General features: G+C 67.8%; 11 protein-coding genes. 2 read left to right on the forward strand and 9 right to left on the reverse strand.

Annotated features, from left to right (window positions below):
• Positions 1 to 11 precede the first annotated feature (11 nt).
• On the forward strand, positions 12 to 2,204 hold the full coding sequence (locus tag ACW9UR_RS14390; protein WP_458917694.1) for a hypothetical protein: 2,193 nt from the start codon (positions 12 to 14) through the stop codon (positions 2,202 to 2,204).
• Between the two features lie 33 nt (positions 2,205 to 2,237).
• Here ACW9UR_RS14390 and ACW9UR_RS14395 read toward each other — a convergent pair whose 3' ends face one another.
• The 6 genes from ACW9UR_RS14395 to ACW9UR_RS14420 form a co-directional block, all read right to left on the reverse strand.
• Positions 2,238 to 2,699 (reverse strand): CreA family protein, encoded by a 462-nt coding sequence (locus ACW9UR_RS14395; RefSeq protein ID WP_458917695.1) that lies wholly within the window; start codon positions 2,697 to 2,699, stop codon positions 2,238 to 2,240.
• A complete protein-coding gene (locus ACW9UR_RS14400) occupies positions 2,696 to 2,917 on the reverse strand; it encodes a DUF2842 domain-containing protein (RefSeq protein ID WP_458917696.1) in 222 nt (73 codons plus the stop codon). Before ACW9UR_RS14400 ends, ACW9UR_RS14395 begins: the two co-directional genes overlap by 4 nt.
• Positions 2,917 to 4,209: an adenylosuccinate synthase gene (locus ACW9UR_RS14405; RefSeq protein WP_458917698.1), complete on the reverse strand. Its 1,293-nt coding sequence runs from the start codon at positions 4,207 to 4,209 to the stop codon at positions 2,917 to 2,919. Before ACW9UR_RS14405 ends, ACW9UR_RS14400 begins: the two co-directional genes overlap by 1 nt.
• 63 nt (positions 4,210 to 4,272) lie before the next feature.
• On the reverse strand, positions 4,273 to 4,944 hold the full coding sequence (locus tag ACW9UR_RS14410; RefSeq protein WP_458917699.1) for a DUF2461 domain-containing protein: 672 nt from the start codon (positions 4,942 to 4,944) through the stop codon (positions 4,273 to 4,275).
• Positions 4,945 to 5,099: 155 nt separating this feature from the next.
• Positions 5,100 to 6,692 (reverse strand): phosphoglycerate dehydrogenase, encoded by a 1,593-nt coding sequence (serA, locus tag ACW9UR_RS14415; protein ID WP_458917700.1) that lies wholly within the window; start codon positions 6,690 to 6,692, stop codon positions 5,100 to 5,102.
• A 78-nt stretch (positions 6,693 to 6,770) separates the two neighbouring features.
• Entirely contained in the window at positions 6,771 to 7,964 is a 1,194-nt protein-coding gene (locus ACW9UR_RS14420) for a phosphoserine transaminase (protein ID WP_458917701.1), read from the reverse strand.
• 174 nt (positions 7,965 to 8,138) lie between these two features.
• On the opposite strand from ACW9UR_RS14420, the gene ACW9UR_RS14425 reads away from it, so the two are divergent.
• Positions 8,139 to 9,026 (forward strand): DMT family transporter, encoded by an 888-nt coding sequence (locus ACW9UR_RS14425; RefSeq protein WP_458917702.1) that lies wholly within the window; start codon positions 8,139 to 8,141, stop codon positions 9,024 to 9,026.
• A gap of 122 nt (positions 9,027 to 9,148) precedes the next feature.
• Here ACW9UR_RS14425 and glmM read toward each other — a convergent pair whose 3' ends face one another.
• From glmM to ppdK, 3 genes are all read right to left on the reverse strand, one after another.
• Positions 9,149 to 10,489, reverse strand: coding sequence for a phosphoglucosamine mutase (glmM, locus tag ACW9UR_RS14430; protein WP_458917703.1), 1,341 nt, complete (start codon positions 10,487 to 10,489; stop codon positions 9,149 to 9,151).
• 133 nt (positions 10,490 to 10,622) lie between these two features.
• Positions 10,623 to 11,180 (reverse strand): cell wall hydrolase, encoded by a 558-nt coding sequence (locus ACW9UR_RS14435; RefSeq protein ID WP_458917799.1) that lies wholly within the window; start codon positions 11,178 to 11,180, stop codon positions 10,623 to 10,625.
• A 580-nt stretch (positions 11,181 to 11,760) separates the two neighbouring features.
• On the reverse strand, positions 11,761 to 14,397 hold the full coding sequence (gene ppdK / locus ACW9UR_RS14440) for a pyruvate, phosphate dikinase (RefSeq protein ID WP_458917704.1): 2,637 nt from the start codon (positions 14,395 to 14,397) through the stop codon (positions 11,761 to 11,763).
• Positions 14,398 to 14,437 lie beyond the last annotated feature (40 nt).

A 14,437-nucleotide genomic window follows, 5' to 3' on the forward strand; every position in this document is an offset into this window, starting at 1 on the left:
GGAGGACCGAGATGGAGGACACCAAGAAGCTTGCCGTGGCATACGGCGGTTTCGCCTGCGTTCTGGAAGGTTTCGACAACCCCTTTCCGCTGATGCGCAAGGTGGTGCGCTACTACCAGGATTTGTCCGAACGCGACCCTGATTTCGCCGGATACCAGGATATCGAGAACTTCGAGGCACTGCGCGAGAAGCTTGCCGAAGCCTCGGGCGAGTCGGCCCTGACTCTGGAGCCGATCGCCGGCGGCGTGCACATCCGCCGCTTCGATCCCCTGCCCGCCGCGGTCCCGAGCGTGGAACCGGACGTCGTGGCGGAAGAGCCCGCGCCCGAAGACACCGCCTCTACAGAACCATTTACGCCGGACGCCCCCGAGCACGAGACACACGAGACCGCCGAAACCGAGGCCCCAGAGCCTGAGGTTGCAGAGGCTGAGGTTGCAGAGGTTGAGGTTGCGGAGGCTGGGCACTCAGAGCCCGACGTCGCCGAGCCCGAAATCATTGAGCCCGCAGCCGCCGAAACGCCCGAGGAGCATTCGGCTGCCTCCGAACAGCACGCTGTCCCCTCGCAGCCCGATGCGGCCGAGGCGGAGCACACGGAACCCGAGCATCACGAGGCTCCGTCCGAGACCACCGGGGACCACGGCGCGGAGCACGCAGAGTCGCTCCACGCGGATGCCCCTCAGGAACAGCCGACCGAAGACCAACCCGCGCCGCACATGGCCGAGGCCGCCCCCTCGCAGGAGCACGAAACCGTCTCGGAGGACCAGCCCGAAGCTGAGCCGGAGATGACCGCCGAGGCGGAACCCGCGCACGAGCCCTGGCACGGCGATTCGATGATGTTCGGCGACCCGGCCCCGGCAGAAGAGGAAGCTGCCAGGGAGGAACCGGCCGAAGAGGAACCGAAGGCAGACGAACAGGCACCGGCGGCCGCAGCCGCGCCTGACAAATCCGAACCCGTTGCCGCATCCAACCCCGCGCCGGAAGCGGCCGAACCGGTCCCCCTGCCCTCCGAGCCCGCGGACATAGCCGCCGCTCTCACCGAGCAGCCCAAGGAACTGGCCCGCGCGACGGTCGAGACACCGCTCAGCCCGGCCCCGCTCCGGATCGAGAACCCGGCCCAGCCGCAAGAGGCCGCGGCAGCGACCGAGTCGCCTGACGCCAAGCCGGCCGCGAAACCTGTCGCCGCGCTCCGACTTGGCCCGGAGCTCTCGGTCGAGGGCGCCAAAGCCGAGCCCGAGGTCCCGCCCACGCCCAGTTTCATCGACACGGTCGAGGAACTGCCTGCGCCGAAGGGCGGCCTGTTCCGCACCAAGCCGTCCGCGGCCTCGCCCGAGCCGACACCGGCCGTAACGGCAGAAAAGGACGGCAAAGCCGCCGAAGCAGAGGACTCGGGCAAGCGCGGCGGCTTCCGCCTGGGCGGACTGCTGCGCCGCAAGCAGGCCGATCCCGCCGAGAAGGCCGACACGCCCGACGCGCCGCAGCCCGAACCGGAAACCGCGCAGAAACCCGCGGGCGGCGTCCTGCGCCTGGTCGAAGGCGGCCCCGCCGCGGCGCACCCTGCCGCGACCGCAGAACCGGCAAAGCCGGAGGCGCTCAAGCCTGAGCCCTTGAAGCCCGAACCGCTCAAGCCCGAGCCCTTGAAACCCGCGCCGTTGCGGCCAGAGCCCATCGCCGATGCCGAAGCTCCGGCGGCCAAGGCCGATCCGCTGCGTGCCTTGCTCAGCGGCGGCGATGCCGCCCCCGAGACGGAGCAGCCGGCCAAACCCGCAGCCGCCAAACCCGCACAGAGCGCCCCGGCAGAGGCGTCCCGGAAATCGGACAATTCGATGAAGGACCGGCTGCACGCCAGCTACGGTGGCCTGCCCGAACCCGCCCCGACCGAAGTGCGCCTCGAGGACGGGGAAGCAGACCCGTCCACCCCCGCCGGCTTCGCCCGCGCCGTGGGGGCGACCAACCTGCCGGACATGATGGCGGCCGCGGCCGGCTACATGACGATGATCGACGGCGCCGACCGGATCTCCCGCCAACAGATCATGTCCATGGTGCAGACCATCGCTGGCGGCGGTCCGATCAGCGCCGAGGCGAAGGTCAAGGCGTTCGGCAAACTCGTGCGCAGCGGCCAGATCATCCGCGGTGACGCCGGCAGCTTCTTCCTCTCGGCCGAAGCCGCAGAAGAGTTTCAGGCGAAACTCAACGAACTGGTCTGAACCATTGGCGGGAGCCCGCAAGGGCTCCTGCCCTCACTCGCCGCTGGCGGCGTCCCAGGGCCGGATCACAACGGCGGAAATCGCGTTCTTGGGCGAACCGTCGATCAGCCGATCCGAATAGGTCAGGTAGATCAGCGTGTTCCGTGCCTCGTCGTAGAACCGCACCACCTGAACCCGCTTGAACAGTACCGACGTGCGGCGGCCGAAGACCTCCTCGCCCTCGTCCAGTTCGCCGGTGATCTCGATCGGCCCGGTCTGCCGGCAGGCGATGGACGCGTCCGACGTGTCCTCGGCCAGGCCCAGCGAGCCGGAGATCCCCCCGGTCTGCGCCCGGCTGACGAAACAGCTGACGCCCGAGACCTCGGGATCGTCGAAGGCCTCCACGATGATCTTGTGATTGCGTCCCAGAAGCTTGAAGGCGGTGTCCACTTCGCCGACCTGCTCGGCCGTGACGGGCACCGCCAGAAGCGAAAACACCAGCGCAAGACGCTTCATCGGTCCTCCTCCGGATCGGCGCGCCCCACCCCGCGGAACACCGCGCGGAAGGGCAGTGCCCAGACGATACCCAGCGCCACGTAGATGCCCAGCTCGACCAGGATCGGCGGCCGCTCGAACAGCGCCACCAGGTTGACGGCGGCGATGATGTAAAGCGGCACACCGACCACGAGGATCAGCAGCGAAAGTCGTCTTCGTGCTTTGTAGCTCAGGCTCATCAGTCGGCAAACGGATCCCGTACCAGGATCGTGTCCTCTCTCTCGGGCGAGGTGGAGAGTAGCGCGACCGGGCACTCGATCAATTCCTCGATGCGGCGGACGTACTTGATTGCCTGCGCCGGCAGCTCGGCCCAGCTGCGCGCGCCCTGCGTGGTTTCGGACCAGCCGGGCATCTCCTCGTAGATCGGGGTGCAGCGCGCCTGCTGGTCGGCGGCGGTCGGCAGATAGTCCAGACGCTCGCCGTCGAGGTCATAGCCGACGCAGATCTTCAGCGTCTCGAACCCGTCCAGCACGTCCAGCTTGGTCAGGCAGATCCCCTCGATCCCGGAAATCGCGCAGGTCTGGCGCACCAGCGCCGCGTCGAACCAGCCGCAACGCCGCTTGCGCCCGGTGGTGGTGCCGAACTCGTGGCCCCGCTCGCCCAGCCGCTGGCCGTCATCGTCGTGCAGCTCGGTCGGGAACGGCCCTTCCCCCACGCGTGTGGTATAGGCTTTCACGATGCCAAGCACGTAGTTTACCGCACCGGGGCCGACACCGACGCCCGTCGCCGCCTGCCCCGCGATCACGTTGGACGAGGTGACATAAGGATAGGTGCCGAAGTCGATATCCAGCAACGAGCCCTGCGCGCCCTCGAACAGGATCCGCTTGCCCGCCTTGCGCTTCTCGTTCAGCAGTTTCCAGACCGGCGCGGCGAAGGGCAGGATCTGCGGCGCGATCTCCTTCAACTGGGCGATCAGCGCATCGCGGTCGATCGGGTCCAGCCCCAGGCCCGCGCGCAGCGCATTGTGGTGCACCAGCGCCCGGTCCACGCGCAGTTCCAGCGTTGCGTCGTCGGCAAGGTCCGCGACCCGGATCACCCGGCGGCCGACCTTGTCCTCGTAGGCCGGGCCGATGCCGCGCCCGGTGGTGCCGATCCGCGCCACCGAGTTCTGGCTCTCGCGCGCGCGGTCCAGTTCACCGTGGAAGGGCAGGATCAGCGGGGTGTTCTCGGCAATCACCAGCGTCTCGGGGGTGATCTCGACACCCTGCTCGCGGATCCCGGCGATTTCCTTCACCAGGTGCCAGGGGTCCAGCACGACGCCGTTGCCGATGACGCTCAACTTGCCGGGGCGGACGACGCCCGAAGGCAGCGCGTGAAGCTTGTAGACGGTGCCGTCGATGACCAGCGTGTGGCCGGCGTTGTGCCCGCCCTGGAAGCGCGCGATCACGTCGGCCCGTTCGGAAAGCCAGTCGACGATCTTGCCCTTGCCCTCGTCGCCCCACTGGGCGCCCACCACGCACACGTTCGCCATGCCAAGTCCTCTTGGTTAGTTACCCCGACCCCATACGCGAACGGCGCGGCGACCGAAAGGGGCTCAGGGCCTGCGGCGAAGCTCTTCGGGTGCGCCGACATGGGAGGCCAGCCAGTCGGTCAGCGGCGCGGCGGTGTCCCAGGTACGGAAGGCATGTTCCAGCGGGCGGCGGCCGTCCACCGCATCGTCCGGGTCCAGCCGCGCCCCTGCAGTCAGGCTCTTGAGGCGCATCAGTTCGATTCGCGGATGGTCCTTTGCGACCCCGCGCGGGGTGCCCGACAGACCGGCGCCGCTGACCTCGAGCCCCGCAGCGCGCAGCCGCTCAAGGACCTCACGGAGTGCTTCGCCGCTTTGCTCGTCGTCCACGGCGGCCCGGAACCGGCGCAACTGATCGGGGGACATCTGATGGACACCGGTCCCGGCATAAAACCCGTTCTGCGTCAGCGCGACGTAGAGCGCCCGGCCATTCGGCAGACCCGAGACCAATCCATAGGTGCTGGTCTTGTAGGGGCTCTTGTCCTTCGAAAAGCGCACGTCGCGATGCTGGCGGAACAGCTTCACGCCGCCGCCATGGCGTTCGGCTGCCTCCGAGATCAGCCGCTCCATGGGCGTGCGGATCTGCGCCTCGAAGCCGTCGCGGTTGGCCTCGTACCAGCTTTTCGAATTGTCGGCGGCCAGTTCGCGCAGCAGATGCACGGCGCGCGATCCGAACCCGATAAACGGCATGTCCAGCATGGCCGATCCTCCCCAAGATACGACCAGAGTGCCCGAACCACGCGACCGGTCAAGCGTCACGCACGCCCGACACGCGCACGGCCCCCCGGGGCAACCCGGGGGGCCGTGCTGAAGGTCTTGCGCGCGCCAGCGCGCTCCGCTGGATTACCGGCGGATCAGAACCGCAGCGCCTTCGCCTGCCGCACTTGCGCCAGCCCCTGGATCTTCTGCAGCGCGTCCGGGGACACCACCGCATCCACGCCCAGCAGCGCGATCGCCTCGTCGCCCTTGGACGACCGGCCCAGTGCGAAGGTGGCAATGTTGATGCCCAACTCGCCCAGCAGCGTGCCCAGCGCGCCGATATAGCCCGGCGTGTCGGTGTTCGCGGTGTAGAGCATGAACTCCGACGGCTCCGCTTCGAGGTTGATCCCCTTGATCTGAATGAAGCGCGGCTTGCCATCCGAATAGATCGTCGCCGCGACCGAACGGGTCTGCTTCTCGGTGGTGACGATCAACCGCACATAGGAGCCGAACGCGCCCTGCGCGTCCTTCCGCGTCTCGCTGATCCGGATGCCGCGCTCGCGCGCCACGATCGGGGCCGAGACCATGTTGACGCCGCCCTCGCCCACCAGCGGCAGCAGCATCGCCGCTGTCAGCGCCGAGGTCAGCGGCTTCAGATTCAGCTCGCCCACCTGGCCGACATATTCGATCTCGATCTCCTGGATCGCGTGCTCGGTCACTTGGCCGGCAAAGCTGCCGAGGTTGCCGCACAGCTCGATCCACGGCTTCAGGATCGGCGCTTCCTCGGCGGTCACCGACGGCGCGTTCAGCGCGTTCGAGATCGCGCCCTTCACCAGATAGTCCGACATCTGCTCGGCCACCTGCAGCGCAACGTTCTCCTGCGCTTCCGAAGTCGAGGCGCCCAGGTGCGGCGTGCAGACCACGTTCGGCAGACCGAACAGCGGGTTCTCCTTCGCCGGCTCCTCGGCGAACACGTCGAAGGCGGCACCGGCCAGACGGCCCGATTTCAGCGCCTCGGCGACGGCGGCCTCGTCGACCAGCCCGCCCCGGGCGCAGTTGATCAGCCGCGCACCCGGCTTGATCTTCTCGATCATCTCGGCCGACAGGATGTTCGCGGTCTTCTCGGTCTTGGGCAGGTGCAGGGTGATGAAATCGGCACGGCCCAGCATCTCGCCCAGGTCCTCGACCTTCTCGACGCCCATCTCCTTGGCGCGGTCCTGGCTCAGGAACGGATCGAAGGCCACGACCTTCATTTTCAGCCCCAGCGCGCGGCTGGCCACCACCGAGCCGATGTTCCCCGCGCCGATCAGCCCCAGCGTCTTGCCGGTGATCTCGGAGCCCATGAACTTCGACTTCTCCCACTTGCCAGCCTGGGTCGAGGCATCGGCGGCAGGGATCTGGCGGGCGACCGCGAACATCATCGCGATGGCGTGCTCGGCGGTGGTGATCGAGTTGCCGAACGGCGTGTTCATCACCACGATCCCCTTGGCCGAGGCCGCGGGAATATCGACGTTGTCCACCCCGATCCCGGCGCGGCCGATGACCTTGAGGTTGGTCGCCTTCTCAAGCAGCTCTGCAGTCGCCTTGGTGGCCGATCGGATCGCCAGACCATCGTAGTCGCCGATCACCTCGGCCAGCTTCACGGGGTCCTTGCCGAGATCCGGCTGGAAATCCACCTCGACGCCATTGTCGCGGAAGATCTGCACGGCAGCATCGGAAAGCTTGTCGGAAATCAGTACCTTGGGCATGTCATGTCATCCTGTGGCAAAGGCCCGCCCGGGGCCGCGATCCATGCGCGGCGCCAACGGGCGGCCCGGATAGATAGATCAGAGGGCGGCTTTGGCTTCGGCGAAGGCCCAGTCGAGCCAAGGGGTCAGCGCCTCGACATCGGCGGTCTCGACGGTCGCACCGCACCAGATCCGCAGACCGGCGGGGGCGTCGCGATAGCCGTTGATGTCATAGGCCGCTTCGGCCTTCTCCAGCAGCTTGACCATTGCCTTGGTGAACACTTTCTGCCCGGCATCGTCGAGCGCGGCGATGTCCGGATCGACGATCTTCAGGCATACGGACGTGTTCGACCGCGCCGCGGGATCCGCGACAAGGTTCTCGACCCAGTCGGTCGCATCGACCCAGGCCTGCAGCGCCGCGAAGTTCGCATCCGCCCGTGCCTTGGTCGCGGCCACGCCGCCGATTTCCTCGATCCAGTCCAGCGCGTCGATGCAATCGGCCACGGCCAGCATCGACGGCGTGTTGATCGTCGCGCCCTGGAAGATGTCCTCGATCAGCTTGCCGCCCCTGGTCAGGCGGAAGATCTTCGGCAGCGGACGGCCCGCGTCGAAGCTTTCCAGCCGCTCGACGGCGCGGGGGGACAGGATCAGCACGCCATGCGCGCCCTCGCCGCCCATCACCTTCTGCCACGAGAAGGTCAGCACATCGACCTTGGTCCAGTCCACGTCCTGCGCGAACACCGCCGAGGTGGCGTCGACGAAGCTCAAGCCTTCGCGATCCGCCGGGATCCAGTCGAAATTCGGGATACGGGCCCCCGAGGTGGTGCCGTTCTGGGTGAAGCATACATCGGCATCGGCGCGCACGGTGCCGAAGTCGGGCAGTTCGCCATAACCGGCCTCGATCACCCGGCAGTCGTCCAGCTTCAGCTGCTTGACCGCGTCAGAGGCCCAGCCCGCACCAAAGCTTTCCCACACCAGCATGTCGACCGGGCGCGCGCCCAGCATCGACCACATGGCCATTTCGAACGCACCGGTGTCCGAGGCGGGCACGATGCCCACGCGATAGCCCTCGGGCACGCCCAGCAGGGCACCCATGCGGTCGATCGCTTCTTTCAGCTGCGCCTTGGCGCCAGCGGCGCGGTGCGACCGGCCCAGCCAGGCCTTCGCGGCAACGGTCTCGGCGGACCAGCCGGGGCGCTTGGGACAGGGACCGGAAGAAAATTCGGGACGTGCAGGCTTGGTGGTCGGCTGCACACGCGCAGGCGCTACCTGCGTCGCTTCGGGGAGGCTCATGGACGGCTCCGTCGTCAGGGTGACATTGCTGAGCCCGCCACCGCTCACCCATAACCCGGTGACGCGCCCGCAGCCCGATTACGCCTGCGCCGCGCACCGGTCAAGACGGTTTGCGCTTTCCCGCGCCCGGCGACAGGCGTAAGGGGGCCGGGGCAGGAAACAGGCGGAGCGGATATGAAACAGGACTGGATCAGCATCGGCTCTCTGGCGCTTCTGACGGTGGTCTGGGGCTCGTCCTTCGCGCTGATCTCGGTGGCGTTGCAGGGATTCCCGCCGGTCGGCGTCGCGGTGTTCCGGGTGCTGTTTTCCGCGGTCTCGCTGGCGATACTGGCCCGGGCACTGGGCCATCCCCTGCCCCGTGACCCGAAGATCTGGGCCTGGTGCGCCGCCGTCGGGCTGATGTCGCTGCTGGTGCCGTTCTTCCTGATTGCCTGGGGCCAGCAGAGCGTGCCCAGCGCGCTTGCCTCGATCTACATTTCGGCCTCGCCGCTGTTCGTGCTGCTGCTCTCGCGGCTGGCGCTCGGCGAAGAGGTCAGCGCCCGCCGCTGGGGTGGATTCGCGGTCGGTTTCTTCGGTATCGTGCTGCTGACAGGGCCCAGCGCCCTGACGCAGCTGGGGTCCGGCGACGTGCTGCCGCAACTGGCGCTCCTGGCGGCGGCGGCCTGCTATGCGGGCAGCTCGATCCTGATCCGCAAGATGCCCGAGATCCCGCCGATCCCCGCCAGCGCCGCAGCGCAGATCGCCGCCGGGGTCTTCGCCTTGCCGCTGCTGCCGCTGGCTCTGCCGGACACCATGCCCGGCACCGGCCCTCTGATCGCCATCGCCGTGCTCGGCGTGGTGCAGACCGGCATGGCGCATGTGCTGCGCTATTTCACGGTCAAGCGCTCGGGGCCGGTGTTCATGTCCACCGTCGGCTACCTGATCCCGCTGTGGGCGACCCTGCTGGGCGTGACCCTTCTGGACGAGACCTTGACCGGTCCGCAACTGGCCGGGTTCGCGCTGATCGTCGGGGGTCTGGTGCTGGCGCGCAAACGCCAGCGGCCGGCCGTGGCGGCGGTCTGAAGAAGCCATCTCGACGGGCGGATTTTCGCGCTTACGAAGTTTTTACAAACTTTTCACGTTATAATTCATGTGGTTAAGGGGGTTTTCACGATGAAATCCCCGCTTTTCACGCTGAAACCCGCTCAGCTGACGCGCGCGATCTCGGCGGCAACGGTTTGCACCACCTCGGTCAGCAGCGCCGGATCTTCGGCCTCGCCCATGACCCGGACCAGCGGCTCGGTCCCCGACTTCCGGATCAGCAGCCTGCCCGCCCCTTCCAGCCGCGCCTCGGCCTCGGCGATCACCCGTTTCACCGCGTCGGCTTCCAGCGGCGCGGCACCCGGCGCGTAGCGAACGTTCTCCAGAAGCTGCGGCACCGGTTGGAAGACCTGCGCAAGTTCCGAGGCCTGCTTCCCGCTCTCGACCATCGCGGACAGGAATTGAAGCCCCGCGATCAGCCCGTCCCCGGTCGTCGCATAGTCGGTCATCACGACATGGCCCGACTGCTCTCCGCCCAGGTTGTAGCCGCCCGCGCGCATCGCCTCGACAACGTAGCGATCCCCCACAGCGGTCCGTTCCAGCTTCAGGCCCCGGCCCTTGAGGTAGCGCTCCAGCCCGAGGTTCGACATCACCGTGGCGACCAGCGTGCCCTTCTCCAGACGGTCCTGATCCGCCCACAGCCCGGCAATCAGCGCCATAAGCTGGTCCCCGTCCGCGATCCGTCCGGTTTCGTCGATGATCATCACCCGGTCCGCATCCCCGTCGAGCGCGATCCCAAGATCCGCCCCATGCGCGACCACCGCCTCGGCGGCAGCAGCGGTGTCGGTCGAGCCGCAGCCGAGGTTGATGTTGTACCCGTTGGGCGAGACCCCCAGCGGCACCACCTCGGCGCCCAGTTCCCACAGCACCTCGGGCGCGGTGCGATAGGCAGCGCCATTGGCGCAGTCGACAACCACTTTCAGCCCGTTCAGCGACTGATGGCGCGGAATCGTCGTCTTCGCGAACTCGACATAGCGCGCCCGATCGCCCTCGATCCGGCTGGCGCGGCCGATCTCCTCGGAAGGCACCAGTTCCGGCTCGCCCTCCAGCAGCGCCTCGATCGCCTCTTCGGCGGCATCGGACAGCTTGTAGCCGTCCGGTCCGAAGAACTTGATGCCATTGTCCTGGAACGGGTTGTGCGAAGCCGAGATCATGACGCCCAGATCCGCCCGCATCGAGCGGGTCAGCATCCCCACGGCAGGCGTCGGCACCGGGCCCAGCAGCAGCACATCCGCGCCGACACTGGTCAGGCCCGCGGTCAGCGCATTCTCGATCATGTAGCCCGAGCGCCGCGTATCCTTGCCGATCACCACCCGTTGCCGGTCACCTCCGGTCAGGAAGTACCGCCCGGCCGCCGCGCCAAGGCGCAGCGCCATCTCGGCGGTCATCGGGTGGATGTTGGCGGTTCCGCGCACCCCGTCGGTGCCGAAGATCGTGCGGCCCATGGGCCCTCCCGTGACTGCATGAGGCCGTTGCACGATGCAACGGCCAGGGTCACCGGTGTGTTAGCACGGACGGTCGGGTTGCGCACCCGCCCCAAGCGTGACCAGGGGGCAGGTTATCACAGGCCTCGTCAGGTCAGTTCGACGCCTGCTGCAAAGGCAGGCGGTAGAACAGGTGGCTGCCGATCCGGGCGGTGCGGGTCAGCCGCCGCGACCACGACGGTTTCACCGCGGTCGTGTGGTAGTGCGTCGCTCCGTCGGTGAGCGCCCGGTCCCGGCCATCGAGCATCACGCGGGCGATCTTGCCCACTCGCTCGTAGGCGCGGCGCTCGTTGAAGGTCTCGGGCTTGCCGTCGCAACGGAACGAGAACTGGCAGCCGTGACGGCGCGACTCGCCCTGCGAAATCACCCCGCAGATGCTGTCGGGATAGCGCCGGCTTTCCACGCGGTTCAGGATCACCTCTGCCACGGCAAGTTGGCCCTTGAGCGACTCGCCCCGCGCCTCGAAGTAGAGCGCCTCGGTCAGGCAGGCCCACTCGGGACCGCCGGACGCCTTGGGCAGTTTGTCGAGCAGCGCCCGCTCCACATCCGGAAGCTTTCGGTCATCGAGCCCGCGCACGGCCAGCTGGGCATCGCGCGCCGCACGGTCTGCCGCGCTCACGTCGAGTTGCGACAGGTGCCGCGAGATCGCCATGCCGATGCGGATCCTGAGACCCTGCACACGTGCGGCGCTGCTGCTGGTTTCGATGCCGCTTTCGGAGGGCGACGCGATCCCGGCCCCCTCCTCGCTGGCGACAGCCTGCGAGAGCGTCTGTTGCTGGTCCATCATGGACGCGATCTGATCATCGAGGCGATTGCGCACCTCGGGTGTCTCCACGACGACGCGCTCGGCCTGGGCCGAAGAGGCGAACGTCATGGTGATGGCGGCAAAAAGTGCGGCCAGAATTGGCCGTCCCGCCCCGGTCGGGCGGGCCTCCATTGTACCAAACATAGTCACTCCCCACGCAACGATCCCGAAGGATTTACCCGCGAACCGCGCGTCATCGACACTTCCCCCACGATGAGCGCAGGCGCAAAGGCGGTTGTGCAGCGAGGCGCTATCTAGAGTCGACTCAAGGGAAAGGACATGGGACAGGTGGCCGCAGCCACTTTGGAAAGTTCAAGCCCGAAAACTGCAATCAGGGCAGGATTTTGAGGCGACTTGCTCAGAAATCCACATCGGCGGAAATCCGCTCATGTAGCATCACCACCGGCCCCTGCAACCTGCCGATATTTCAACGTGTTTCAGAATCATCCCCGTTTTCCACAGGCGGAGCGGTGGGTCGGGTCAGAATCGTCACCTGCGCCGCCGCGAGCCGCGCGATCGGCACCCGGAAGGGTGAACAGGAGACGTAGTCGAAGCCCGCGATCTTGCAGAACCGGATCGACTCCGGGTCGCCGCCATGCTCACCACAGAGGCCGAGCGTCAGGTCCGAACGGACCGAGCGCCCCCGGTTTGTCGCCAGCAGAAGCAGTTCGCCCACCCCCTCGACGTCGAGCGAGTGGAACGGGTCTTCGGGGAACACCCCCTGGGCGACGTAGTCACGCATGAAACGGCCCGCGTCGTCGCGACTGAGCCCGTACGTCATCTGCGTCAGATCGTTCGTCCCGAAGCTGAGGAAGGCAGAGGACTTCGCCAGGTCAGCCGCCCTCAGCGCACCGCGCGGTGTCTCGACCATGACCCCGATCTTGTAGTCGATGCGCTGCCCCCGCTCGGAGGCCACTGCTGCCGCGACGCTGTCGACGCGGGCTTTCACCAGTTCCAGCTCGCGATTGGCCGAGACGAGCGGGATCATGATCTCGGGGATCACCTGTGCACCGGCGCTTTCGGCGGCGTCATGTGCCGCCTCGAAGATCGCGCGGGCCTGCATGTCGTAGATCTCGGGCATGGTAATGCCGAGCCGCACGCCGCGCTTGCCGAGCATCGGGTTGAACTCGCGCAGATCCTCGGCGCGGGAGACGACATCCTCGACCGGCAGGTTCATGGCGCGCGCCAGCGCCGCCAATTCCTCCTGCCCGTGCGGCAGGAATTCATGTAGCGGCGGATCGAGCAGCCGGATCGTCACCGGCAGGCCGCGCATGGTGTCAAACAACGCTCTGAAATCGCCGCGCTGCATCGGCATCAAGCGATCGAGTGCCGCTTTCCGCTCGGCCACGTCCGAGGCGAGGATCATCTCGCGCATCACGTCGATGCGGTCGCCTTCGAAGAACATGTGCTCGGTCCGGCAGAGACCGATGCCGTCGACCTTGAACCGCCGGGCAAGCGCGGCATCGGCGGGTGTGTCCGCATTGGCCCGAACGCCCAGCTCGCGCACCTCGTCGGCCCAGCCCATCAGCGTGTCAAACGCGTCCGAGGGCACAGCGGGCAGCATCGCGGGTGCGCCGGCCAGCGCCTCGCCGGCGGTGCCGTCGATCGTGATGCTGTCGCCGGCCTCGAATGTACGGCCGTCGGGGGCGGTCAGGCGGCCCTTGCGCAGGTCGAGGTGCAGCTCTCCTGCTCCGACGACGCAGGGCAGGCCCAGGCCGCGCGCGATGACCGCCGCGTGGCTGGTCATGCCGCCACGAACGGTCAGCACACCGGCGGCGGCGTGCATGCCGCGAATGTCCTCGGGGCTGGTTTCCACACGGACGAGGATCACGTCCTCACCCTGGGAATGGGCGGCCATCGCCGCTTCGGGCGAGAAGCAGATCCTGCCGGTCGCAGCGCCCGGACTGGCAGGCAGACCGGTGCCGAAGATGTCGCGCCGGGCGTTCGGGTCGATCCGCGGGTGCAGTGTCTCGATCAGGTTACGCGGCTCGATGCGAAGCAGGGCCATCTCGCGGGTGATCGCGCCGCGCTCGACCATGTCCACGGCGATCTGCACCGCCGCCGAGGGGCTGCGGCGCACCGGCGTCGCGTCGAGAATCGACAGCGCCCCGGCCTCGATGGTGAAGGGCAGTTCGAACACGTCGCCCAGTTCGGCGGTCAGCCGATCGGCGTGACGGCCGAGGGCGGCATAGGCGGCCGGCTCGAGGATTTCGAACGAACAGAGCGTCTGACCCTGAGCCTCGCGTTCGGCCTCGGTGACCATGTGCGGGGTGCGGGCGCCGCGCGCGGCGTCGTTGCCCTGCGCATCGGGAAGGTAGCGCCCGGTCGCGGCAGGCTTGCCGGTGGAGCCGTCCACGGTCTGGAAGAACCCGGCGCCGCAATGCGCGTCGCCAAGACCGAAGGCCATGCGCTGCAGAATCAGGCCCAGACCCGCATCCGCCGGCGCGCCGTTCGCCTCGCGCAGGATGCGGGCGGTCAGGCCGTTCCATTCGGCGACCATGGCGCGCACCGCGCCGTCCAGCTGTTCGGCCAGGGTCTGCGGGAAGGGCTGCTCCAGTTCCTCGGCGTAGAACTCCTTGGAGGCGTCGACGATGGCTTCCAGATCGGCCTCGGTCAGCCGGTCGCGAAGCTTGGCGCGGTCGTAGTAGAGGTTCTCGAAATCCTCGGGATCGAGCCCGCCGACGCGCACCGCGTAGGCGCGGATCGCCCGGCGATAGGCCTCGAGCGCGCCGCGACGGCCGATGCGGGCCGAAAGCTCGGGCAGAACCGCGTCGCACATGCCGATGTTGAGGATCGCCTGCGGCCCACCCCAGAGCCGGTTGCCGGCCGAGCCGCGCACCGCCAGAACCGGTCCCAGCGACGGATCGGGCGTCGGCAGCGCCGCCCCCTCGCCGATCTGGCGAACCGATTCGAAATCGAGAAGCATGGCGTCGGGCACCGGCAGACCGAGGCCCGCCATGCGCGCAAGCCGTTCCGCGCGCGCGCCGAACCGTCCGGCCGCGCTAACTGCGTCACGCAGACGGGCGAAACCCGTTGCTGGCGGCTCTGTCAGCCTGTCATCCATGTGCAGTGCAGCATAAACTTGTTTGCGTCTGACGCAAATC

The organism is Halovulum sp. GXIMD14794 (assembly GCF_054457455.1).

Excerpts from the sequence above, each read along its gene's own strand:
- ACW9UR_RS14420 (WP_458917701.1), bottom strand. The coding sequence starts at position 7,964 with ATGAGCCTCCCCGAAGCGACGCAGGTAGCGCCTGCGCGTGTGCAGCCG.
- ACW9UR_RS14395 (WP_458917695.1), bottom strand. The coding sequence starts at position 2,699 with ATGAAGCGTCTTGCGCTGGTGTTTTCGCTTCTGGCGGTGCCCGTCACG.
- ACW9UR_RS14425 (WP_458917702.1), top strand. The coding sequence starts at position 8,139 with ATGAAACAGGACTGGATCAGCATCGGCTCTCTGGCGCTTCTGACGGTG.
- ACW9UR_RS14400 (WP_458917696.1), bottom strand. The coding sequence starts at position 2,917 with ATGAGCCTGAGCTACAAAGCACGAAGACGACTTTCGCTGCTGATCCTC.
- ACW9UR_RS14435 (WP_458917799.1), bottom strand. The coding sequence starts at position 11,180 with ATGGCGATCTCGCGGCACCTGTCGCAACTCGACGTGAGCGCGGCAGAC.
- ppdK (WP_458917704.1), bottom strand. The coding sequence starts at position 14,397 with ATGGATGACAGGCTGACAGAGCCGCCAGCAACGGGTTTCGCCCGTCTG.
- ACW9UR_RS14390 (WP_458917694.1), top strand. The coding sequence starts at position 12 with ATGGAGGACACCAAGAAGCTTGCCGTGGCATACGGCGGTTTCGCCTGC.
- serA (WP_458917700.1), bottom strand. The coding sequence starts at position 6,692 with ATGCCCAAGGTACTGATTTCCGACAAGCTTTCCGATGCTGCCGTGCAG.
- glmM (WP_458917703.1), bottom strand. The coding sequence starts at position 10,489 with ATGGGCCGCACGATCTTCGGCACCGACGGGGTGCGCGGAACCGCCAAC.
- ACW9UR_RS14405 (WP_458917698.1), bottom strand. The coding sequence starts at position 4,209 with ATGGCGAACGTGTGCGTGGTGGGCGCCCAGTGGGGCGACGAGGGCAAG.
- ACW9UR_RS14410 (WP_458917699.1), bottom strand. The coding sequence starts at position 4,944 with ATGCTGGACATGCCGTTTATCGGGTTCGGATCGCGCGCCGTGCATCTG.